Below are 23242 nucleotides of genomic sequence, written 5' to 3'. Positions count from 1 at the left end.
GTAATCCTCGCCATTTCTCTTACTTTTTGTATTTCAGTACGACAGCCAGAACGACAATGGCTAACTCTAAGACTAGTCGACCCATTCTATCTCTCCTCTCAATACTCTTCAGGCAGGAGCATAGTTGCGTACTCCCCCGAATCTATGACCCAAACGGTGACTCCAATGGTCAAATTCTCGATGTGGTTGACGTAGAACTCTTCCTGATGGAATGGCTGCTCCTGCCGATTCAATATCTTCTGCACTGGCTCTTCGTCCACCCACTCTGCTGAAAGCTCGAACACTTGTAGGTAGTGAAACTGATCTCCACGCTCCTGCCTTTTCTCAAGGATGCCCCACAGGAGGAGCTGCAGTTCAAACGGTAAAACTTCATTGACTCTACGTGTCACGTATCGATCTGAGCAAAACGGTTTCCGCGTTTCCATCCTTACATGTACCCTCCTTCTTTCAAGCTAACGCACGCACCCTCCGTACCAACAATGATGTGATCAAGTATGGTGATCCCCAGTATCTCTCCGGCTTCTTGTAGCCTCCTTGTAACTTTCAGGTCTTGGTTGCTGGGAGTAGGGTCACCACTCGGATGGTTATGTGCAACTATCACTGCTGCACTATTCGCGAGTATGGCAGTTTTGTACACTTCCCGTGGGTGGACGATGCTTGCGTCCAGGGAACCTACCGAAACAGTGTGAATGGCTGTTGGTTCATTCTTGGTGTTGAGGCAAAGCAAAAAGAACTGCTCCCGATCTGTCTCTTGCAGAAACTTTTGGAACAGCCCTACAGCATCCACTGCCATTCGGATTCTACGTTGAGGGTATAGGAGACTGGACTCCTTAACCATTTTGATTCGAACAATGTTGACCCGTTTCGCTTTTTCTTTGACAGTTTTCATTCTACATTCTCCTCTAACCACGTCTTTATTTCATCGTCATTCGCAACGGTTTCCTCAGGAACATAGAAGATCATCCCGTCATCATTGGAGAAAACGACCACTACCTTGTACCAAACCTCTCCTTCTCTTTCATTTTTTTCGATATACTCTGGCATGCAGCCTAGCAATCCATTCTGTGCCCATTTCAGTCCGACCATACTCAAGTCTCGCAGGTTGTCTCCACGTTGCAAAATCACCAAATAGCCGTATTCTAGAGTGAAAGCTTCATCCAAACCGTCAAAGTCAAACGCTTCCTTCAGCCCAAGAAACTCTTCTTCCAGGAAGTTCATAAAGCCGTTTGAAAATACGCTTGCTTCCCGCAGGATGCGTATGTCCTGTATCGTCTTAATTGTTCTCATGCTCTGTTTCCTCCTCAAAAGTAAAAGGCACCTTCCCCATCGGTTTCAAGGAAGGTGCCTTCATGAATTTTATTGGTTAGTAGTGATTGACAAAAACTAATAAAACGAAAGTGACTACCATGCCAAAAGGTGATAGATGGCATAGAAAACCGTCTTCAAGAGCCCCCAAATGCAAGCGGGTATGTCCAGAATCGTATTGATAGGATGACAAACAAGCCCAACTACCGTTCCTACTAGCAGCATGAGCCATGCTCCGACAAAGCCTACAATGGCATATACAAAGTCAAACAGAATTGCCGTAGCCATCGTAATCGTACCCAGCGTGGATTGATTTATTTCATTCGCGAGTTGAACGTCAAAGCGAATATTGTGAATGAGTTTCGCTGGAAGATTCAAAATGTAGGACAAATTGTACGAGAAATTAGCCGTTGCGCTCAGCTCTTCCGCCAAAAACGTATCATTGTTCACCCTCAAATGATAACGGATGTCACGTTCTGCTAACCAAAACGCGGTTTCGACTTCATCCTCAGGGTTGGGGGTTTCACTATTGTATTTGGCGACATACAAGGCTTTTTCCTCGTAGTCGTGCTGGGCGATTCCCACGATCCCAAATTGGTATATTCCAAGCGCTAACAGAACGAGCAAACCCAACAAACCGTTGAATATCTTTCGCATAGTACACTCCTTTTTTGATAAGTTGATATTCACTATCTTCAGTGGGTTGCGTTTTTCAATGATTGTATTATATGCCTATACCCTGGTACTCATTGAAGACGATATTCATGAATGGAACGAATTCAAATTCAAAGAATTCTCTACCGTCCACTGCTATGGAAGACACCTCAAAGTTGTCACCCTCTTTGACCTCAAATGTAATTTTTGCCACGTTATTGCCCTCTGCCGTGTAGTGCAACCCGTCAAATTGGACAAAGTGTTTTCCATCTGCCTCGTGGTACGACCATTTGGTATCTGTAAATACTGTATCGAGCACTTTCCCTAAAGGCTCTTGCGTGTATTGCTGAAGTGAGCCACCTTTGACCGATTCAATGTAGACGTTTTCTGGCCTGAGTTTTTTGTCTATGGCACTTTCAATATCAAATCCTAACCAGGCAGAGATCATCCATAGAGCAGCGATAAACAACCCTACGGCAGACAAGACGGCGAAGAGCTTATTGAATCCACTCGTTATGGTCTTTCCTAATTTCATTGCCTCTTTCATCCTTTCCTACTAGGTCAGCACTCAGATTATGACTGTCGAATCATAGAAGATATCATCGGGATAAGTAAATTCTTCCTATATTATCTGTGAATGTTATATAGTAGTCAATTAGCATTTATAGTGTGTGTAAAACAAAAACCACCTCTTGTACGCTTGAGTGGAGGTGGGCTGAATGGAAGCGAGTACCAAACAGTTGGCGAAAGAATTAGGAGATCGGATTCGTGTTCTTCGTTTGGACAAGGGATTGAGTCAGGAGCAGCTTGGAGAGCGTTCCGGTCTGCACCCCAACTACATTGGACAGATTGAGCGTGGCGAAAAGAACTTAACGATTGAAAGCCTACAAAAAATCTCGCGTAGCTTGCAGATTCCCTTGGAGCAGTTGTTCCATTCGATAGACCCGTTATACGCTCATTCGGAACTTGGACAAATTGTGGCGATACTGTCAGAACGCCCAGTTACTGACCGTGCTCTTGTCTTGTCATTCATAAAAATGGTTTTTGCTTGGGAAGTAGAAAAGCGGAAGTGAGTCAATTTTTTTACTCACTTCCGCTTGTTTTTGAATTGAGGAAGTTGCCGAGAAGAATTGTCTTGGACCAAACTTGTTCCTGTGATTAAAGTAGGATGGAGAACAAGAATCACCTAAAAACGCTTGGGTACTTGAGGGTAAAACCTTCATTGTTAAGCTTAAGATGTTTGGGGAACTCCTAATATTAGGTCTACTAACAATGATATTCAGTGAATTTACGAAACGCATGCTTAATCCTACTCTCCTCAAGTCCCCACGCTTGTCTCACATTTTCCTGATCGAGAATACGGAAATGCCCAGTGAGAAGGTTTTGCTGCAATTTCCATCCATTCCTCCTGTCAAGGGTTTCCCAGAACATTTTTCCTCCCATTGTCTTAATTGGCAGATTTGGTAACAACATGGATTCAACTCCTTTCAATTATTCATGAATATAATATAGGCCCAAAAACTGGGTTGTTTCGAAAATAAAAAACTCTTACTCGAGAAAGAGTANNGGGGGGGGGGGAGGTATGATATCAGGAACAAAAACAAGTAAGGTCCAAATGAATGAAAAATTATGATAAAATCAGGAATAATAGTTCGAAAGTCGGAGATGATAAAATGCCTGACAAATACTTTTTGAGCTTTATTGAGCATATCAGTGTTGTGGCAGCACAATCTGCAAAGAAGATGGAAGAGCTCATCTATGAAGACCCGAGTAGTGCCATCATAAAATCAAGGCTTTTTGCAGAAGAGATCCTCAGTGAGGTATTCAAACAAGAAAATATTGCTGTACCCTATGGTTCTACCTTCTATGACAAGATTTCCTTTCTGTCAAAGGAGGGTTTTATTAAGCCGGAGATTCAATTGGCGTTTGATACCATTCGAATCACTGGTAATAAAGCCGCTCACAATGGAGCCTTCAATGATATAACAGAGGCATTTAAACTACATAAAACGATGTACAACATCGCGATTTGGTTTTATGAAGTGTACTCGAAGGAACAATTACGTATTCCTTTGTACGAACACCCGAAACCCGCCAAAAACGCGACTATTGACATCGAGGAAATTAAAAAACAGATCATGAACGATTTAGTAAATCGGGAAGAGGTAGCAAAAGGGTATGAGAATGAAGATCAAATAGTGCCAAAATCACTCCTAAATGAGCTCCCACAGGACCTCTCACCGGGCGAGAGTTATTTAGCAAGACAGCTCAGAAGACTTCAAGATTCTTCGAAAGAAGCGATCGAAAATGCGAATACTTTCAGTAATTTTAAAAAGTATTTGCATGTAGAAAGAAAAATTCAGCTGGATTTTGAGAGAATATTACAGAAAAACAAAGGGATTTCAAAACCGAATTTGATCTTACTCTGTGGAAGTGTAGGGGACGGGAAATCGCACTTACTTGCTTATTTAAAAGAACATAAACCTGAATTGTTAGAAGGTTATCAAATTTTCAATGATGCAACTGAGAGTTTTTCTCCAAGTAAAAATGCAATGGAGACATTGGCGGAAGTACTACATGACTTCTCTGATCAGGGTATCGGTCAAACCCCCAAAAAAGTTATCCTCGCGATTAATATGGGTGTCTTGCATAATTTCATTACAACCGAGCATCAGAATGCCACTTTTGACACGTTTCGTAAGTTTATTGATGATAGCATGCTGTTTAGCCAAAACGTGACTATATCCTTCAGTTCAGAGTATTTTGATCTCATTAGTTTTGGGGACTATCATGAATACGAACTTACGAACGAAGGGGCTACATCCCACTTTTACTTATCCCTGCTGAATAAAATCTTTGGTAAAACGGAAGAAAATCCGTTTTATCTTGCCTACACGAAGGATCTTGCATCCAACAACCGTACAATGGCGCACGATAACTACGAATTTATGCAAGCAGATTTTGTTCAAGAGCAAGTCGTCAATCTGATTATACAAGCCATCATCAAGGCGAAAAATGTGATTTCCACAAGAGCATTCCTGAACTTTATCGCAGATATTGTAATGCCCGATCAGAATAGTAAAAGTGATGAACTTACAAACATGGAACAGATCCAATGTTCTGTTCCTAGCCTCCTTTTTACAAAGAAGGAACGGTCTCCGATCCTAAAATCGATTTTCGATTTGGATCCCATTCACATTCGTTCCCAATACATCGACAATATTATTATTCATCTAAATACGATGAATGAAGGGTTTAAAAACATTGATGAATATGTATCCTCTCCAAAAGGAAAAGAGTGGCTTGCGCCATTTCTTCAAGAGGACGAATTATCAGATTTTACGGTCACCCAATTATCGGAGAGCATCATTCGGCTCGCTTTTTTAACGAACCCCACTTTCGCTAGCTATGTAGAAGATTATTCTTTTACAACATATATGAAGCATTTGTATGGGTTCAATACGGGAAACAGAAGTTCCATTCGGGATGTCTATGACAATGTAAAAGATGCTGTGTTTAAATGGAAAGGCAGCCCCAAAAGAGACTACGTTTACCTTAATAAACCAAATGAGACGTACAGAATAGCCCAGAAGCTAAGTGTAAAGCCTGTCATTGATCACTTGAAATCCGTTCAGAAAGATGTGCTCCAATCATTTAAGTCAACGCTTCAGGTCTGTTATACCAAGGGTGATGGGGAGAGCAAAGCGTATTTAGATATTGACTATCCATTGTTTCAACTATTGGAGCGGGTGCGACAAGGGTATTGTCCAAACAAAAAGGACGAAGAAGATGCGACCAAGTTTGTTGAGTTTATCGACAAAATGATGCATTTCGGTGACAAAAACAATGAATTGTTGGTCCATTTCCCGTCCGATGCTCGTTTTTATCACTTACGGCGAGATGATTTTGCTTCTTTTGTTTTTGAAAGGGAGAATTCATGATGGGTACAATTTTGCAGATCGACAAACTGATCCGTCACTTGGGCAAGGGAAAGCATGACACTGGAGATGTCATTGCAGTTTTACCATTTTCAACGAAACCCTCAAAAGAAGTTCGAGATCAATTTTTTGAGGTATTAGGCGAGTTAACTAGGAATATTTGTGGACTCGAATTTAAGCGGAAGAAGAAAAAATCTGAGGATGAACTTTCCTATACGTCGAATCCGGTTATCGATCAAATCTTGCGTGAAATTGAATATTCACCGGGTGATGAATATGATTTAGTGCGATTTTTAAATCAACATTTGTTCGGGCAGGATAATCAAATCAAAATCACGCATCCCTATTTGTACAATCTGATCTCCGTACCGGAGAAGGATGTTTTAAAGAAGTATGGTCACTTTATTCACAATATCTTAATTCAAGATAATGAAGAGATTGAAGCCTTGTTTCAAACGAAAGAAACGAATGATATCTTAACCGAACTGATTCTGAGCAAATTGGAGCTACCCAGAAGAGAAGGGGGCCAAGATAAGGAATATCAGCCGTTGTTTGTTGGGTTTACGAAACTGTACCAAGACGACCTCTTGTACATGAGTAAACATAAAGAGTATTTCTTATCGAACTTTCCGTTGCTTACGCACTTTTATATTTTTATGTATGTTTGCCAGGTAATAGCAAAATTCGATGCGTTTACAAAAGCAAATTATCAAACAGCCTCTCCGTTTTACTTCGCTCTTGAATGGGAATCGATGAGCAAAAGAAGGAAAGCAGCAGAAGACTTTGATTCGTTTCGATGGATCAAAGAAAAAGCAAGTGACCTCTTTGTTCATGTGCATACCATGTCACAATTAAGTCATATCGAGGATGGCGAAAACAAAAACATCAGATTTCATACCTACCATGATTTATTGGTGCTTTTAGAAAAGCAGGGTGAAGAAAGCGAACAACAGTATCTACGTGAATTAAAGGAATGGATTCAGAAATATCGAGAACTCTTTCCGAAAAGAGTTACGGAAAAAGAGGAGCCCGATACTTTATCTGCAGCATTTCGGACGTTATTTGATAGCATTAAACAGGGGATGCATCCTGATGCATGGGAAAAATATGGGAAAAACATTGAGGATTTAGGCGGACAAGTCTTTCTGAAAAATCGCGGGAATTTGGGAACGGTATTCAATATGAATCATGATCTGCTTCTCTTACTTACTGCAGTCTGTGTAAAAGATAAAAGAATTCCACTAAATAAACTGTTCGATGAAATGTCTGTACGGGGTGTGGCTTTCGACCGCCATTCCAAAAAAGCGATTATTGAGCTCTTCGACTCTTTAAACATCTTGGATAAAAAAAGTGATAGTGGTGATGCACAGTATGTCAAACCAATTCTATGATTATATTACAGAATCGTTACTGTCTTTTTTCAAAGGCACGCAAATTAAGCCGGGAGACCGGTATTATCTGCAATTGGATAAACCTGAAGATGTTCAAAGCCTCGTCGAGTCCTTGCAGAACCAAGAAAATGTCAAACAGTTTATTTACAAACACGAGTTTGGCGATCCCTATATCACGTTTTCTATTGAAATCAACGATGTGCAGCTCATTATTGCGAATACCTCTGAAACCGTGAAACCAGACTTTCTGGTGACTCTCCGAAACCAAGTGGGGGAACAACAGAATGTTTGGCGAAATACAGCATTGTTTACTGTGGTTTCCGAACAACTGGATTCAATCCAAGGTGGAAGTAGCGACTTGCAAAAAGATGGTATGCCTCTACATCCGCATTCCATCGTTAAGAAATTAAAACAAGAAATTGAAGATAGCGCGTTGGATAAAGTCGATCAAATTATCCTTCTCGACAACATGCAAATGATTCTGCAAGAACAAATGTTTCAACAGATTACGTTCTTTGATTTTGAGGAAATATTTACGACTCTGTCAAGAGGATATATTGAGGATAAAGACTTTAAAAAATTTGGTTTGTTTAAAGATCCCGATTTAGCAACGTTTTCGGGGAGTAGCCTGAAGAAGCGAATGGAGTTAAATCGGGAGTTGTTTGACTATGTTCGGAAGGTCCATGATTTTGGCTATGAAGATGACGAGCTGGACAGAAAGTTTTCTTCCACGGGAACGTCAAAATTAAAAGGAGAAGACTGGTCGGATCTAAGCTTCTCTGAAGTCAATAAGTATTACGAAGAAAGACAGGAAATCAATAAAAAAACATCCGTAGATGTCAAAGAACTCGTTATCAAGGGTGGGATGAAATATTGGGATAAACCGCATAAAGAAACAGCGGCGGGGCATCGAAAACGACATTTGATTATTTTTAATCCAGACCACAAGAGTGAAATCGAATTGACGATTGCATTCACGTTTCAAGGTGGGATTAAAAGTTTATCGGACCAATACGTGACCGTACCCAATGCATGCAAGAAAGACGTGGCTGTTGACGTCGGACGTATTAATCTCACTGCGAAAATTACAGCCAGAGCAAATGAAACGACCTTTGTGAAGTTCTCTTACAGACATGAAAAGAAATCGGGTCTTGGTGCGGAATATCATATTGCGGTGGTACCAATTGAAGAGCATGTTTTAGATTCCTATAAGACGAGCTATGTCGTTGAACCAAGTGATCGATATATCGGGCTACAAACTGACCAAAATGAAATCACAATCGGATCCGGCTTGAACGAGAAAAGCATGGATGTAATTGAGTACGGTCAGTTTGTTCGATTTGGTATGCAGGAAAAAATCATTGCCAAACCTCAACCAGATGCCTTTAACGACGAGGAAGAGTTGTTAATTAATTTTCAAGTGGAAGAGACGAAAGCCATCATCCCCGTTTTACTAAAAAACGAAACTCCGGAGTCTATTCCTATTACAAGTCAGAGGATCTCGAAATTAAAAAGAGAGAATGGCTTAGATTTTGAACGTGTACACAATCGATTGATTTTCGGTAATCGAGAGTTTTATTTGAACGCGGAAGACAAACAGTTTTTTGATTGGGAGCAGGACTGGATCGAGAAAGGCATGAAGTGTGCTGAAGTCGAGTCTGAGATGTTAGTCGAGGTGGATCTTGATTTAAGTAGTGAGCTGAAGGATGCTTACAGTCGTTTTATGAATTACTTTCGCATAAAGAGAAATATTCCAAGCCTCTGTCATTACAATGAAGATTTGATGCAACGAGCGAAGGAATACGTTAGTTCCTATATGAACGAGATAAAATCATTTGATGAAAATGAAGCAGCGGGAAAACGGGGCCGCGATCTCTTTAAGTTGGGCGTTGTCTCTGCCAACCAGATCATTTACTTTAGTCCCTTCCATCCGCTTCTTGTGGCATTTCAGATTCAATTATATACGCTATTGTCAAATGAAGAGATCGATAATAATATCCTGAATCGCTTAAAACCGGATAGTTTAATTCCTTTGATTAATCTGGGCAAGGAACAACTCTATAAACCAGACAATCAAAGTGCTGTTACAGAATGGTTGATTTTCAAGCCTGTCAATCTAGTAACCGTTTCGGATGCCAATCGATATTTGGCCAAACTCATTGAGGATAAAATTGCCCAGTTTGAAGAGCATTTTGGCTATTTGTTCAGTGAGCAGTCCAAAGCGCCATTACAAATCAATTTAATTAACATTGAAAATGATTATGAAGTCTTACGAGGAATCGTGAACTGGATTCTCAATAAAATCGAGAACAAAGGCATTGATTCTGTAAAGACTGTGGAGATCACGTTGTATCGGGAAAACAATTATGATAGTGCTTTCGATTTGTTTTCCAGAACCGATTCGATCGAGGATTTCCAATCGAAGTTTAATATCAAATTGTCATCCAAATACTATGAGCCGCAAGATCTTCTGAGAACGATTCGGGCCCATCTTTCTTACTATAAACAACAGACACAAGATAATTATAAGTACGCCCACATTTCGTTTTATAAGATGCATGCTCAGGAACAATTTGCTGTACAACCGATGGCAGACATGGTTACGGGGATTTCACTTGATGGCCTATTCTCTAATGTCCCTTCGATGAAAGGAAAAGAAAATTATCGGAGTGGTTTTGGAATCAAAGCCTATTCGCTGGATGAAAAGAATTTGTTGGTACAGATGGCGTATTACTTTAATGAGTTGAGTGCAAACCTCCGGAATGAAGGGAATGATACGTACCGAAAAGGAGAGGCGATCTTCTCTCGAACAACAACGGCGGATGAGAAAGTCCTGGAGTCCATTTTCTCCTCTTCATACTGGGTCACCTTTGTGGATCCAAGTATCGACCTTGAATTCTTTAATGAATACGGGAAGAATTTGGTCGTTATTCATTATAATGATCAATATTCTTCATCGAGTCGATACGACGCAATTACGGTCACCGATAAATCGCAGCAATACTTCTCTGTCATTAAAGAGTTCCTCAAAAAGAAAGAGGTAAGCAGTGATGAGGGAAAAGTCAAAAACACCATCAAAGCATTTAATACCTTTAATGGTGAATGGCTGCTTCGGATTATTGGCAGTAAAGGACATTATTCGAAAGAAAAATTAAGCATCATCTCGGCCATTAAATTTAGTTTGGCTTATTTTGATCATCCGAAAATTTTGTGGGTACCAATTTCGTTAGAAGAGATTTTACGAGTAGCGGGGGCTGTTAGCTTAAATAAATCAGAGGGTGTGTTTACTGCCAAGAATCTTGGAGTAAAAGGAAGTCACAGTGATGACTTATTACTTATTGGCTTAGAGCAACGCGATCAACAATTATTTATGCACTTTTACCCCGTCGAAGTGAAAATCGGTTTTAATCGAAACGAAATATTGGATAAAGCAAAGAAACAAGTGAGTAGTACCAAAAAGTTAATCATGAATGCATTGGGAGACCCCAATGAAAAGGCCTTTACAAGAAGATTCTATCGGAATTTCTTTGCCCAGTTGTTTATTTCGAATGCGAATAAACTCAAGCAAAGTCAATTTTGGGAATCGAAAAATTATGAGCTCACAGAAGTTGTTTTCGAAAAGTTATTAAAAGATCAGTTTACTCTTGGTACCCATCTCCATCCATTTATCGGTGATGGTGCGATCCTCTCTTTCCAGAGAGATGCCTTTCACCGCAGTTCTCACCTTGAGGATGGGGTCACTAATCTGAATCTGACTGAATATGACGGTTATAGTGGCTTGATTCAGTCCATGGAGGATATGAGGGAGTGGATTCAGAACAAAGAAGGCGATCTTGTTAAAGAGCAACTCCTCTCCAACAGATACAATGGTAAGAATGTTATTCATCAGGAATCGATGTTGGTACTGCCGGTTGATCATGAGCAAGGATCTGAAGAAGAAATGGTCGCAGAAAACCCTATCGACACGTCTGTAATAGAGAAAACCATTTTACTTGAAGTTGAAGATCCGGTAAGTCAAATGGAACCCGATCAGGGGGCAGGGGAGACGGATAAAGACAGGGAGCGGCATATACCTGAGGTGACAGAACCCGGTAATGATGGTGCAGCGGAGGTAATGGAGGAGAAAGAGGATGAGGTGGAAAGTCTGCCTTTAACGTATTCCCCTGTTACGCCCCTAGTAGAAGCGGGAATGGGCGCTCTCGAGGATACCAGAATATTGATTGGAAGAGCAGAGAATTCCAATAAGAATATCTACTGGGAGTATGGTAACAAAGGGATTGCGAATCGCCATTTATTGATTTCAGGTAGCTCTGGTCAGGGGAAAACATACTTTATGCAATGCTTGCTCCTGGAAAAAGCGAAACAGGGGATCTCCAGCATCGTGATCGACTACACGGAAGGCTTTTTACCGAATCAGTTAGAAGAAGAATTCGTACAAGCGCTAGGTCCCCAATTGCAGCAACAGATTGTTTTTACCGAACAGTTACCGATTAATCCATTTTTGAAAAATGTTCGGGACATCGGAGGAATCACGCTTCCTGAATCCAATACAGACGTTGCAGAGAGAATAAAAAGTGTCTTTGCAGCTGTTTACAAGACGTTGGGAATTCAACAGCTTAATGCCATCTATGATGCGATTCTCACTGGTCTTGATCGATATCAAGATGAAATGAGTCTCCCTCTGCTTCGTGAAATTCTCGAAGAAGACGCATCCACATACGCAAAAACGGCACTATCGCAAATTCGACCCTTGATCGATCGAAATCCGTTTAGTAACAAGGATCCCCTAAATTGGCAAGATATTGTTGAAAGTAAGGGCACAGTGTTTGTCATTCAGTTAACAGGTTATCCTAGAGATGTGCAACTGATTATTACAGAATTCGTCTTATGGGATCTATGGAATTACGCGGTAAGGTTCGGGAACAAAAACAAACCGATTCCTATCATTATGGATGAGGCGCAGAACCTCGATCATTCGGAGAAATCGCCTTCCTCCAGGATTCTTACCGAAGGGCGAAAATTTGGATTGTCTGCTTGGTATGCAACGCAATTCCTTAAATCACAATTATCAGCAGACGAACTCGCTCGTTTACAAAATGCATCCCAGAAAGTGTATTTTGCTCAGCCAGAACAGGAAGTCTCTTATGTTGCGGCTGGTTTATCCAATACTCCGGCAGATCGCAAACTATGGGAAAATAAACTTTCTTCCTTGAAAAAAGGTCAGTGCATTGTGCATGGTCCGATTCGAAAAGATGATGGCGAACTGAGCAAACCTGTTGTCACCATGGTTGATATTACATCCCTATCTGAACGAATCTAAAAAAGGTGTCCCATGGGGACACCTTTTTTATTGGAGGATGAGAAGCCGGAAATCTTCCATCGAAGTCTGTTCTTCTAATTGCTTCTTAATCATACGCAATCCAAATTCAATATACTCGAGCATATATTGGTGCAAGAGATCTTCATCAAGACCACTTTGCGCTTCGTTTACAATGAGCTGACGAAATAATAAAAACTCACGTTCTTTGATGAGATGATCGGGGATCGTCCACTTCGGTAAATGATCCTTTAAATCTTCGTTAACCCGGCCGGAAGCTTTTGAAATGCCTTTTGCAAGCGCGATTTTTATGGCCGTTGGACGATCAGTTTCCAATGCTTCTGTCAGTTTATCTAGAATTTCTTTGCCGGTTCCAGAGAGAGACATTCTTCTAGTCGCCATCGTTATTTCACACCTTTACGAAATCAAAGTAACCGTCACGAATAATCGTATATTTTCGATTTTGATCATAATCAAGCAGATACTGACGATGTGAGGAGTTTTTCATCAAATCAACGTAATCTTGGCTAATTTCTGTGTCAGTTGATAGAATGATGACTTGCTCACTAAGTTCTTTATAGTAATAGTTGATAAGGTGATTCCGGTGATAGCTATCAAGACGTCCAAGAGGCGTGTCAATCACCATGGGTAATGAAAGGTCAGACGCTTTGGTTAACGCCCAAATAAGCGAAGAAGCTATCATTTGCATTTCACCAGCTGAACGTTCCTGGATACTGATTTCTTGAAGCTTATCATTGTAGAGTTTAATGCTATACGTTTGAATGTCAAATTCAATGACGCCAAACTCATCTTGTTTTCGGAATAATTGATTCAGCATGGAAGCAAATTCTTCTTTAATAAAGACAGCCTTTAAATGAGTCATCTCGCTTACATATTGATTGATCGTTTTAATCAATCGATCAACATACTCTAATCGGCTCGTAAGATCTACGTAATCATTATTTTGGTCAGAGACTCGTGTCAACTGGTTTAAAAGGTTCGTTTTTGTTTCTTTGGATCGATTTAATTTTGCTTGAATGTTTCGGAGTTTTAAATCGATTTCTCCTAATTTCTTCGTTAACGTATCAATTTTTTGGTTTTCTTCCGTGATATCGACAGACTCTGGAGCGTTACGTAGTTCTTGTTCGATGTCCGATAATTGTGTAGAAAGCTTTTCGATTTTATTTATGGAAGATACGATTCTGTGCTGATCTTGGACGGGGAGATTCATCAGATAAGTATACTCGGATTGTGTAATATCATGAATTTCCTCAATGTTACTAACTTCCAAAGTAATATTGTTTTCCTTCGCCCAAATTTCTTCTCCCATACTTTTAATTTGCGATAATTGAACATCTGACAGTGGAGGAGAAATAGGGGTGTCAAACAATTGGTTAATAAAATTTCGATAAGGAACTAAGGCAGAGTCTTGGATAATGCGTCTTTGTTTGGAATCATGTTCCGTTTTTAGGCGTTTTTTCAGGGCAACAATTTTCTCTGATAAGATAATCGATAAGACATTTTCTTTAAACAATGTAACGAACTCTTCTGTTTCGATCTGATATTGAGTAGAGAGCTGAGCCTGTTTCTTAATGATGACTTCTCTCGACTTAGAGTTATTTGCAATTTTCTCATTACGACTTGTTTTCGCTTCATGAATGAGAGCTTCCAGTTTATTCTTCTCTACGATGGACTCTGATTTTCTCTTTTCAAGTGTCTGCATTTCTTGCTCCGTAGCAGCCAGTTCTTCTTGAACATTCTTCAACTTTTCTTGATTGACTGCTTTGGCTAGATTTTGTTCCAAGGAACTTTTCATAGAGCTTAAATCGCTAAGTAGTTGCTTGTAGGCTTCTAGCCCTGTAATTTTATGAATCGCTTCTTTCATTTCACTGCTATCTTGTCGAATAATAATATCTTTGATCTCTTCACCATCAAAGATAAAAAAAGGAGCTGCGTGAAAAGGAATCATTTTATCAATGAACCGATTGAATGCCTCTATATTGTCAATATGAGCCTGTTTCCCAATTTTTACACCGGGTTTGCGAATCGTAATTTCTCGACTTTCGTTAATGCAACGTTTATTGTGATCAAAGCTCCATTGCGTCTTTAGTTCCCATTCTTCGCCATTATCTGTTTCTAAAATGAGAGTAACGGAACAGCTTCTACCACCCTCATCGAAGAATACATTGTTAATCACGTTTGAGAATAGCTTTTTATGTTCTTCTTCGGAGATCCCTCTCTTACCAAATAACGAATAATGGATGGCTTTGAGAATCGTTGTTTTTCCTGCGCCGTTTAATCCACCAAGCAAAATAATGTTTTTTCCTTGGTCTTCTCGTATTTGTTTTGGGATATAAAAGTCAATTTCTTGGCAGCCATAATAGGTTTTATAGTTATCAAATAGCAACTTTTTTAATAACACTATTTATCACCTTGGTTTTTCTTGGAGTAGAAATCGATTAAGTCAAAGTACTCTTTTTTTCTTGCATTTGGGGAAAGATTTTCATATGAAAATTTTACGGCCGATTTAATGATTTCATATGCTAACTTTGTTGGTATCTTATTCTCACTACAAAGCGTAGAAAGAAGTTGTAACTCTTTCTCTTTAAACTTATTCATTGTGATCACCCCAAATCGTAAGTAGTCTGTTATAGAAAGGGAAGGGGGAGGGGAGTCCCCCTGAATGTATTATCGGGTCAATGTGTCAATAAAGAGATCGATTTCATCTCGCGTATTAAAACGAGATAGCGAGATCCGAACAGAAGAACGCACTTGATCCAGGGTTAAACCAATGCTTTGAAGAACATGAGATGGTTTACTCGAGCTGCAAGCAGATCCTGTCGATATGGCAAAGTGGTCAGCTAGTTTCTTCACGAGGAGTTCGTTGTTTACACCTTCGAAGCGAAGATTTACGATTCCAGGTATTTTTGCAGCTGCCCGAGAATTCAAATGAGTCAATCCACTTAATTTCGCATGTAATTTTTGCAAGAGATATTGTTCGAGATCGGCTAGATGTTTCATCGTGTTTCGGAGATCGCGTTTCGCTATTTCAGCCGCTTTTCCAAACCCAACGATGTTATGAACATTTAATGTGCCACTTCGATACCCAGATTCTTGTCCGCCACCGTGCAACAGAGGTGTAAGTTTTGTTCGAATACCCAGTGCATCTTTCTTAATAATACATGCTCCTATGCCTTTTGGACCATGTATTTTATGAGAAGAGAAAGATAAAAACGAAATAGCTTGGGACGATAGGTTTATTTCTACTTTACCAGCCACTTGGGTAGCATCTGTATGAAGAGATACACCTTGCCTTGCACAAATACGGCTAATGGTCGTAAGGTCGTTTAGCGTTCCAATCTCGTTATTTCCCCAAACAACACTGACCAATGTTTTCAGGTGATTATCAGATTGTAATATTTGATCTAACTGTTCTACATCACAATAGCCATCGGAATCTACATGTAGGTAATGGACTTTGGCACCATGAGATTCGAGAAATTGAGCCGTATCGAGAACGGAAGGGTGTTCCGTTTTCGTGGTGATAAGACGCACGCTAGTACGCGTGTCTAGATAACCTTTCAGTACCATGTTGTTACTTTCCGTTGCTCCACTTGTGAAAACGACCTCATCGGAATCGCATTGAAGTAACTGGGCAATGTGAAAGCGCGCTTCTTCTACCGCTTTTTTTGCATTTTCTGCTAACGAGTAATATTTACTTGAGGGATTTCCGTATTCTTCTTTAAAAAACGGAAGCATTGCATCGAATACTTCCGGATGAACGGGGGTGGTTGCACTATTATCAAAATAGATCATTTATTCGCTGCCCCCTGGTATTTTGTCAAGAAGGTTTGTAATCAGCTTCGTACTATTGCCAGCATATTGGTATTCGTTTTCAAGTAGCTTACATCCACGCTCAAGATGTGCATTAAACAGAACGGGAAAGTACTCTTCATCTGATATTTCTCTTTTTTCACGTTGGGCGATCAACGCTTTAAAAACAAAATCATAACTTCCTGTCAATGTATTTCGATTGAATTCGAGTCCGCTTACATCCTTCACGATAGGACTAACGGGTTGGGGCTCTTTCAGCGATAATGCGACGGCAAACCTAGCCAAGATATTCGGCGTTAAACCTGTAGCGTTCTGTAGATCTTTTAACCGATCTGCTGTTGCTTTCGATGTTTTAAGACGAAATTGCATGGCTATTGTCCTCCAAAGCATTCGAGAAAGTAAAGAAATGTTTGCTCACATCAACGGATGATTTTTGGGTGTTGTATTCAATCGTAAAGGTTGATACAACAGCAGGTCGAATGATTTTGTAATGCTCTTCATCAATTTCCGAGTCAGTCGCAAGAATAATGACTTGGTCACCGCAACGAGGAATCAAATGTTCAATGATACTTTTCTTATGCGTTTGGTCAAGTCGACCCAGTAACGTATCAAAGACGAAGGGAAGGCGCCTTCTTGAACAATGGGCCATGGCCCAAATCGTCGATAAGAGTAGTAATTGTTTCTCACCCGCAGAGAGATTCTCTTTGTTAATTTCTTCATTGGTTGAGTTAAATAGCTTTAGCTGAAACGTTTCTGGATGAATAAATACCCTGACAACAAATAGTTCTTTGCGGAACAAGAGTTGCAACATACGTGCTGCCTCAATCTCCACGTCTTGCAACTTTTTCTGCATCTGAAGGCGACGAAATTCTTTACTCACATCCAGAACACGTTTGGTGATGGCGAAGATATTTTCTGCTTTTCTGGAATGAACCAATTTCTCTTTTAACTTAAGATAGGTGTTCGAAACCTCTTGAATCTGTTCTTCCAGATCGGAGCGGCTTATGTTTAATTGTTCTTTTCTGTGTTGCAATGCGATGTTTTGATTCTTTGCTTCATTAATACTTTCCAGAAGGTCACGAAGTTCGCTCGTCACATCATTCTCATTAATTTTCTGCCGAATCTCTTGTACCGTTTTGATCAATTCCGCATTTTTTTGGATGTTGTTGGAAATTTCTTCCGGATCAAACTGATTGATCTGATTGGTGATTGATACAATTTCGGCCTTTTGTTGATAAGAAGCTCGATGAATGGGTTCAGACGACTCCATAGAAAGTAATCCGAGGAACTCTGTGTAAAGAGCTTCGGATACTGCAGCCGTTTCCTTCTGTGCCAGAATGAACTCTTTCTGGGTTAAATTCTGGATGATGTGCTCGAAATCGCTTACTTGAGTCATTTGTTTAAGACCTTCAATGATCTCAAGCTTTGTTTCATTTTCCATTTGGCGATTTACATCGTGGAGGATATCTTTCACAAGAGCAAAGGGGAGAAGGGTTGAGATCAATTCTCTATTTTTGTCCATCATTGCTCTTCTTTCTTGCTCGATATCATTCATTTGATTGATTAAAGAATCTCGCTGCTCTTTAAGTAATCCGCCATGAATCTCAAATTGCTTTTCACTGTTTTCGAGTGAAGATTGATTTTCCTCGATTTTTGTTTCAATTTCCACTTGTTCCTGCATGATCCGTGCACGTTGTTCCTGTAACGTTTGCAGGGTGTTTTCTAACTCTAAGATTTTTTGCTGATCGCTAGACAAGTTCTCTTGGATCGCGTCTTGTTTTAAATAGGTTTTTAAATCTGTCTCCAAGTTTTCAAAGAGATCAAGATTAAACATCACTTTTGCCGTTTCTTGTAGATAACTGGACAACACTTCATCAGAAACGGCTTGTGCAACTTTTTCGCCATCAAACAAACAAAGTTCTAATAATTGAGGAGGGGTTTCCTCGCGTAATTTGGTTTGGAAAATGTCCTTTTCTTGACTGGAGAGGATTCTTTGGTTACAAATAATTTCCAGATCCTCTTTAATGGTGTCACGCTCGAGTTGCCAGCTTCTCCGAAGGACGTAGACATTTCGTTGAAGATTTTCAACCAGTTCGAGATCAAGAATGACTTGATACTTATTTTCGCGGTTTTTTACCGCATATGAATTTAATTTCGATGAGATTTTCTCGAAATAGGGAGCGTTTTCTGTCTTATATCCATAGGCCAAGGGGCCAAACAATGCGAGACGAATACTTTCAAGAATGGTTGTTTTCCCAGCGCCATTTTTTCCGCCAAATAAGACGACATTTTGATTTGTGTGAAAGGTACGCAAATCAAAATCAAAGTTGCCATAAAATGCTCCGATATTCGTTAAACGCAAACGGTTAAACTTCATCTTTAAAACCTTCTACTTTCCCATAGTGTAGTTTGTCTTGATTGAGCGTTTTATCGAAATCTTGCAGTAAACCACGTCGAACTTTATATCCAACATAGCTTTTTTCGATCCCAATTAGTTTTTTGATGAGGTCGAAGGGGACATCGTTGGCTTCACATAGCAATTCTAAATCTGTGAGTTGTTCCCGTTCGAACAATGGCCGATCGTCAGATTCCCAGTCTAGGTCTTCACCCATAACCTCTTGATAGATCTGTTGAACACTATTATCCCAATCGCCGTCTTCAAACCAATATTTTTGAATCACTTTTAATTCCTCTTCTTGAATCAGTTTGTAGTCAGCATCGTAGGGGTTGTGGAGTCTTTTTTGTGTTTCTAATAGTTTTTTTAATATCTCTTTTCTTGCTTCTAACGTAAACGGGCCAAGGCCTAACTCTTTTTCTTCTCCTTCGCCAACGAAATAAATGCTACCATTCATCCGATGTTTTTCCCGATATTCTCGATTATCACGTACATCAGATAGCCAATTTCTATACTCTAAAAGGGGAGTGAGCCAACTCTCACCACTCTCGATAAACCCTTTTAGCGCCTTATCTTCTTTCACAACGGTGCAAACCCAGCATCCGAACCGACTGTTTCCGCAAGAACCTGCACTTTCTTTGATCTCTTTATCAACAATGAGGGGGCATTCCCCACCGGAAGAGTTTTGATAAAGTGCATGCAGCTCATAATTATCGGTATCCCAGGGTGTTTTTCCATCGTTACTCAACAAAAAGTTCCATACATCATCCAATGTGAAGTCACGAATGGGTGCATACACATAGGCGTTGGATAGACTCGAATGACGCATCAAGATTTTCCCATCCACCGTATGGGATTCCATCACTTGTGCGCGTGTAGCACTTTCAGAGTCGCGAACGCCCAAAACCATTATCACTTCACCAAATTGAGAAACCTTATCCAAGATGAAATTGTTCGCTGGATCAATTTTCATCCGATCGGTGCACCAACGGAATTTTTGGCGGGGAGAAGGATAGCCTTTTCCAATGAGAGAAGACCAGAATGTTTTCTCCATGAGCGGTTTTACCTTATGCGTTTCAATGGGAAGATTCAACTCTACAGCCTTTTGCTGAATTTTTAAAAGGGTAGAGTTAATGGACGAGATAATAAGAGGAGTCTCCACTAGCGTATCAGAGGAGATGATGAAGACTTTTTTATGCCGTTTTTCCGATGGGAGGGTCGCTAGCGCATGAAACACTAACTGAACCACAACGGAAGAATCTTTTCCACCACTAAAACCAACAACCCACGGGCGGTCATCTTCCAGGTATATTTCTTGAATTTGATTAATCCTATCTGAAATTCTGTCTTTACTGTTTATTAGATCAAATAACATAGCTTCGTCACCTTACTTTTAGTTTTTCTTCAACTAGTAGTTCTTGCTCTCCAAGAGGGAGGCCTAGGTAATTTTTGATCAAATTTGCGGTCAGTTGAATGGTATCATTATTTTTATTAATTCTTCCTGTTGATCCAAAGGCTCGTCCCAACCAGGCAACATTACTTCTGCTCCAATCGATAGAGGAGAGCTTTGAAATATATGCAGTCCAGTCGGTTGGGTGATTATTATAGAGATAATTGGCTACAATTCCGATTGCTTCTAAAAAGACACCATGAGCGTTTATGTAATTCGACCGAAGTTCCGCGGGAGAAAGCTGTTTTTTTAATACTTGCTGCCATTCGACCATGGAGTTACACAGTTCAGCCCAAAATTCTTCTAAAAACTGTTTCTCCGCATTTGATATAAATTCGCCTTTCTTTTTATTAAGAATACGTGAGTTTGTTTGGAAGATATTACTTAGGGCGAATATCTTTGAGGACAACTTAGAAAGTGATTGTTTTTCTTTATCGGTATAACGGTCCATTAAGGGGACCGCCGAGATGACCTCTTTAGTAATATTGGCAAGTTGATCTCTATGCTCGTAAAGAATGCCGAGTGAAGATGTAGTGTTAACTGCGTGACGATTAAGGTCAGCGAACATCTGTTGGCTCTTTATAAGCCCAATATCATGAAAGAATACAACAGATATCGTTTCTTGTCCCAACTCAGGGGAGGTCTTTAGTGCTTCTTCAATCGCCGCCCTCCTGTGTTGACCATCATTAATTAGGAAGCGTGCATCAAGTGATATAAAGAGTCTACCTATATCTTGGAACTGTGGCTCTTGTGTATAAGGTTTAAATTCCATGCTTCCATCCACAGAAGCAGTAAGGGACGAGAACACATAATCGCTAGGGTTATCTAGGATATAATTTGAAATGTCAGGAATTCTCGATTTGTTAAGAGTTCTCTGAGCACGATGTTCTGGTGAAATTTCCTCTTCATCAAAAAGGAAAATTTTTGGAATCAGTCTAAGTGGACACATAACTACAAAGTATTCTTTTCCGGCTTGTATTCCTCTTAGTGCTGGAAAGCTGTAACTAAAGGTTGCTTCCATGTAATCACCCCTGTTTACGTACGTAATTCACATATGCTATAATATAGCACTTTGTCGAAAAGTACAATATTTGAAGAGAAGTGTATAACACTTCCATTGGATAAAAAAACTTCAAAAGGTTATCGGGAAGACCTACTGTATTTAATCAATTTTTTTATGAAGCAATTTCTATTATGTGATAATTTAAGATTTTTAGATTTAAAGCTTAAAAGAGCAAAACCTACAAAAAAAGAGTACCCACAAAGGGCACTCATCAATGATCAATCAATCTTATTCAAAAGATATTGTGTCAGTACATTTTGGTACAGTTGCTTCCAGTGGCCGTTATCTTTACCTACTGCACCCGGATTGTTACCTAATGTGCGACTACGTTCAACGGTTTCAAAGACCAAATCCTTACCAATTTCATCAAAGTAATCGAACGGACTAGCTTTCCAATAGTATTCGTTATTCTTTTCACCAACTAGTGCACGGAAAGCACCGAGAATTGGATAGATGAACCCCTTTGGAGAGCGATGGTCCATATCGTTTCCATAGAACTTAGAACTTGCCTCGGTTGTTTCAACGCCCTTAACACTACCGTATTTTCCACTGGCATTTACTTGGCGATACTTTTTTGCCATACTTGTTTCGATTAAATCGTATAACTTAAACAAATCCACCATGATGGTTCGCATTTTGTAGTAAGGGTTATTTTCTTGGTCGTTGTCTTCGTTTTTATCGTAAGCTTCAGTATACGCCTTGATGCAGGCTTGTTTCCCGCTAAACGAAGTGGTAGGCATCTTGTCACGGTCAGGGTACTTTTCAATGTTAAACATGTATAAAACGGTCAAGATATCTGCAACATCAATATCCTTATCTTCATTTTCCTTATAAGCGATATTGTTGCTGAAAGGTTCATTGATTATTGCTTGCTTGATCATTTCAAACTTGTTTTTCAACTCAGCAATTGCTTTATCTTGAACCTGTACAGAGGTATTTCGAGCAGCAGCAACGTCTTCAAAGATGTCTTCAATCCCTGTAAGGATTTCAAGTTTTACATACTGATTGTTGTTTTTATCCATACTATCGCGATTATCAATGATAGTTCTATAGGTGTGTCCTCCATCAACAATGCCGTGGACAATCTCATCTTCGAAGACAACTGTTATTTCTGAATTGATGTTGTCAAATTTTACATCTTTTGCTGAGATAAGCATACCACGATTAAGCAGGTAAAATGCCGAGTTATCTGATGTAAGTCCCTCGCGAATTCGTGAAGCGACTTTCGTACGCATGTTCTGCTCACGTGGGTTAGTCTTAGTTGGGATATCATCAGGCACATTTTGGACATCAACAATAGTAATGTACATCTCTGGTGCCTTCTTTTGCGTGTCTTCATCGTAAACACCGTATGGATTTGGGATACGACGTAAACTCTCAACCTTAAACTTTACTTTCTCCATAATAAAACCTCCAATTGTTTTTTCATAAGCTGATCGCTGGATCGGCGATAGCCATGGTAAGTGGTACAACATGAATGTAAATGATTGTGATCGCGGATTCAACACACTATAGTGTGTATTAACTTTTTTGGGTGGGATTTTTTTGAACAACCACGATCTTAAACTTCTGAAAAAAGTTGGAGAAGGAATCAGACGGGAAAGAGATAGGAACGGACTAACTCAAGCGCAACTAGCTGAAGAGGCATCACTGCATCCAAACTTTATAGGGCAGATTGAGCGGGGAGAAAAGGCAGCAACTGTTACATCGTTGCATAAAATCTGTACTGCGCTAGGCATTGGCGTAGGTGATTTTTTCGATCAAATTGGATTGTAGCGTTCATGCATAATTGTAAAGAAAAGATTTTACATCTTAAAACTTGGTGTAGGAAATAAATAAAGAGCTCATGATGCAACCCTCTTGTATATACTGATTATTTCGGAACGACCAATTGT

Annotated in this window: 19 protein-coding genes; 5 read left to right on the top strand and 14 right to left on the bottom strand. The window is 39.9% G+C overall.

All coding sequences use genetic code 11. The features are described from left to right. Positions 1 to 98: 98 nt before the first annotated feature. The 5 genes from DEP07_RS23215 to DEP07_RS23195 all read right to left on the bottom strand — a co-directional run bounded on the left by DEP07_RS23215 (position 99) and on the right by DEP07_RS23195 (position 2494). Positions 99 to 425, bottom strand: a complete 327-nt coding sequence (locus DEP07_RS23215) for a DUF960 family protein (protein ID WP_287103097.1) — start codon at positions 423 to 425, stop codon at positions 99 to 101. A 2-nt stretch (positions 426 to 427) separates the two neighbouring features. Beyond that, the gene (locus DEP07_RS23210) at positions 428 to 889 is read right to left on the bottom strand and encodes a JAB domain-containing protein (RefSeq protein WP_287103096.1); all 462 of its coding nucleotides are present in this window, start codon (positions 887 to 889) and stop codon (positions 428 to 430) included. Next, on the bottom strand, positions 886 to 1287 hold the full coding sequence (locus DEP07_RS23205; RefSeq protein WP_287103095.1) for a hypothetical protein: 402 nt from the start codon (positions 1285 to 1287) through the stop codon (positions 886 to 888). Before DEP07_RS23205 ends, DEP07_RS23210 begins: the two co-directional genes overlap by 4 nt. 114 nt (positions 1288 to 1401) lie before the next feature. After that, a complete protein-coding gene (locus DEP07_RS23200; protein ID WP_287103094.1) occupies positions 1402 to 1962 on the bottom strand; it encodes a hypothetical protein in 561 nt (186 codons plus the stop codon). Between the two features lie 67 nt (positions 1963 to 2029). Next, the gene (locus tag DEP07_RS23195; protein ID WP_287103093.1) at positions 2030 to 2494 is read right to left on the bottom strand and encodes a hypothetical protein; all 465 of its coding nucleotides are present in this window, start codon (positions 2492 to 2494) and stop codon (positions 2030 to 2032) included. A 184-nt stretch (positions 2495 to 2678) separates the two neighbouring features. Here DEP07_RS23195 and DEP07_RS23190 point away from each other — a divergent pair, with 184 nt between their 5' ends. From DEP07_RS23190 to dptH, 4 genes are all read left to right on the top strand, one after another. Then, on the top strand, positions 2679 to 3032 hold the full coding sequence (locus DEP07_RS23190) for a helix-turn-helix domain-containing protein (RefSeq protein WP_287103092.1): 354 nt from the start codon (positions 2679 to 2681) through the stop codon (positions 3030 to 3032). A 600-nt stretch (positions 3033 to 3632) separates the two neighbouring features. Continuing rightward, positions 3633 to 5900: a DNA phosphorothioation-dependent restriction protein DptF gene (gene dptF / locus DEP07_RS23185; RefSeq protein ID WP_287103091.1), complete on the top strand. Its 2268-nt coding sequence runs from the start codon at positions 3633 to 3635 to the stop codon at positions 5898 to 5900. After that, positions 5900 to 7288 (top strand): DNA phosphorothioation-dependent restriction protein DptG, encoded by a 1389-nt coding sequence (gene dptG, locus DEP07_RS23180; RefSeq protein WP_287103090.1) that lies wholly within the window; start codon positions 5900 to 5902, stop codon positions 7286 to 7288. Before dptF ends, dptG begins: the two co-directional genes overlap by 1 nt. Then, positions 7269 to 12608, top strand: a complete 5340-nt coding sequence (dptH, locus tag DEP07_RS23175) for a DNA phosphorothioation-dependent restriction protein DptH (protein WP_287103089.1) — start codon at positions 7269 to 7271, stop codon at positions 12606 to 12608. Before dptG ends, dptH begins: the two co-directional genes overlap by 20 nt. Positions 12609 to 12635: 27 nt before the next feature. On the opposite strand, the gene DEP07_RS23170 is transcribed toward dptH, so the two are convergent. The 9 genes from DEP07_RS23170 to DEP07_RS23130 all read right to left on the bottom strand — a co-directional run bounded on the left by DEP07_RS23170 (position 12636) and on the right by DEP07_RS23130 (position 22750). Next, positions 12636 to 13007: a hypothetical protein gene (locus DEP07_RS23170; protein ID WP_287103087.1), complete on the bottom strand. Its 372-nt coding sequence runs from the start codon at positions 13005 to 13007 to the stop codon at positions 12636 to 12638. A 7-nt stretch (positions 13008 to 13014) separates the two neighbouring features. After that, a complete protein-coding gene (dndD, locus tag DEP07_RS23165) occupies positions 13015 to 15027 on the bottom strand; it encodes a DNA sulfur modification protein DndD (RefSeq protein ID WP_287103085.1) in 2013 nt (670 codons plus the stop codon). Beyond that, positions 15027 to 15224: a hypothetical protein gene (locus DEP07_RS23160; RefSeq protein WP_287103083.1), complete on the bottom strand. Its 198-nt coding sequence runs from the start codon at positions 15222 to 15224 to the stop codon at positions 15027 to 15029. The genes dndD (DEP07_RS23165) and DEP07_RS23160 overlap by 1 nt, the downstream gene beginning before the upstream one ends. 69 nt (positions 15225 to 15293) lie before the next feature. After that, the gene (locus tag DEP07_RS23155; RefSeq protein WP_287103082.1) at positions 15294 to 16421 is read right to left on the bottom strand and encodes a cysteine desulfurase family protein; all 1128 of its coding nucleotides are present in this window, start codon (positions 16419 to 16421) and stop codon (positions 15294 to 15296) included. After that, entirely contained in the window at positions 16422 to 16808 is a 387-nt protein-coding gene (dndE, locus tag DEP07_RS23150) for a DNA sulfur modification protein DndE (protein WP_287103081.1), read from the bottom strand. Then, the gene (dndD, locus tag DEP07_RS23145; protein ID WP_287103080.1) at positions 16792 to 18816 is read right to left on the bottom strand and encodes a DNA sulfur modification protein DndD; all 2025 of its coding nucleotides are present in this window, start codon (positions 18814 to 18816) and stop codon (positions 16792 to 16794) included. Before dndD (DEP07_RS23145) ends, dndE begins: the two co-directional genes overlap by 17 nt. Then, positions 18806 to 20209: a DNA phosphorothioation system sulfurtransferase DndC gene (gene dndC / locus DEP07_RS23140; RefSeq protein WP_287103078.1), complete on the bottom strand. Its 1404-nt coding sequence runs from the start codon at positions 20207 to 20209 to the stop codon at positions 18806 to 18808. Before dndC ends, dndD (DEP07_RS23145) begins: the two co-directional genes overlap by 11 nt. Before the next feature lie 7 nt (positions 20210 to 20216). Continuing rightward, a complete protein-coding gene (gene dndB / locus DEP07_RS23135; protein ID WP_287103076.1) occupies positions 20217 to 21305 on the bottom strand; it encodes a DNA sulfur modification protein DndB in 1089 nt (362 codons plus the stop codon). Positions 21306 to 21565: 260 nt separating this feature from the next. Further along, positions 21566 to 22750, bottom strand: coding sequence for an AIPR family protein (locus DEP07_RS23130; protein ID WP_287103075.1), 1185 nt, complete (start codon positions 22748 to 22750; stop codon positions 21566 to 21568). Positions 22751 to 22892: 142 nt separating this feature from the next. On the opposite strand from DEP07_RS23130, the gene DEP07_RS23125 reads away from it, so the two are divergent. Next, complete coding sequence (locus tag DEP07_RS23125; protein WP_287103074.1) at positions 22893 to 23123, top strand: helix-turn-helix domain-containing protein; 231 nt, start codon at positions 22893 to 22895, stop codon at positions 23121 to 23123. Positions 23124 to 23242 lie beyond the last annotated feature (119 nt).

The sequence above is a fragment of the Brevibacillus sp. genome (assembly GCF_003521185.1).
In the GTDB taxonomy this organism is placed as follows: Bacteria; Bacillota; Bacilli; order Brevibacillales; family Brevibacillaceae; genus Brevibacillus; species Brevibacillus parabrevis.
Note: the sequence above shows the minus strand (reverse complement) of the source record. Positions and strands in the feature narration are given on the sequence as shown.

Coding starts and splice junctions, on each gene's coding strand:
- DEP07_RS23215 (WP_287103097.1), bottom strand. CDS start 425: ATGGAAACGCGGAAACCGTTTTGCTCAGATCGATACGTGACACGTAGA.
- DEP07_RS23210 (WP_287103096.1), bottom strand. CDS start 889: ATGAAAACTGTCAAAGAAAAAGCGAAACGGGTCAACATTGTTCGAATC.
- DEP07_RS23205 (WP_287103095.1), bottom strand. CDS start 1,287: ATGAGAACAATTAAGACGATACAGGACATACGCATCCTGCGGGAAGCA.
- DEP07_RS23200 (WP_287103094.1), bottom strand. CDS start 1,962: ATGCGAAAGATATTCAACGGTTTGTTGGGTTTGCTCGTTCTGTTAGCG.
- DEP07_RS23195 (WP_287103093.1), bottom strand. CDS start 2,494: ATGAAATTAGGAAAGACCATAACGAGTGGATTCAATAAGCTCTTCGCC.
- DEP07_RS23190 (WP_287103092.1), top strand. CDS start 2,679: ATGGAAGCGAGTACCAAACAGTTGGCGAAAGAATTAGGAGATCGGATT.
- dptF (WP_287103091.1), top strand. CDS start 3,633: ATGCCTGACAAATACTTTTTGAGCTTTATTGAGCATATCAGTGTTGTG.
- dptG (WP_287103090.1), top strand. CDS start 5,900: ATGGGTACAATTTTGCAGATCGACAAACTGATCCGTCACTTGGGCAAG.
- dptH (WP_287103089.1), top strand. CDS start 7,269: ATGTCAAACCAATTCTATGATTATATTACAGAATCGTTACTGTCTTTT.
- DEP07_RS23170 (WP_287103087.1), bottom strand. CDS start 13,007: ATGGCGACTAGAAGAATGTCTCTCTCTGGAACCGGCAAAGAAATTCTA.
- DEP07_RS23160 (WP_287103083.1), bottom strand. CDS start 15,224: ATGAATAAGTTTAAAGAGAAAGAGTTACAACTTCTTTCTACGCTTTGT.
- DEP07_RS23155 (WP_287103082.1), bottom strand. CDS start 16,421: ATGATCTATTTTGATAATAGTGCAACCACCCCCGTTCATCCGGAAGTA.
- dndE (WP_287103081.1), bottom strand. CDS start 16,808: ATGCAATTTCGTCTTAAAACATCGAAAGCAACAGCAGATCGGTTAAAA.
- dndD (WP_287103080.1), bottom strand. CDS start 18,816: ATGAAGTTTAACCGTTTGCGTTTAACGAATATCGGAGCATTTTATGGC.
- dndC (WP_287103078.1), bottom strand. CDS start 20,209: ATGTTATTTGATCTAATAAACAGTAAAGACAGAATTTCAGATAGGATT.
- dndB (WP_287103076.1), bottom strand. CDS start 21,305: ATGGAAGCAACCTTTAGTTACAGCTTTCCAGCACTAAGAGGAATACAA.
- DEP07_RS23130 (WP_287103075.1), bottom strand. CDS start 22,750: ATGGAGAAAGTAAAGTTTAAGGTTGAGAGTTTACGTCGTATCCCAAAT.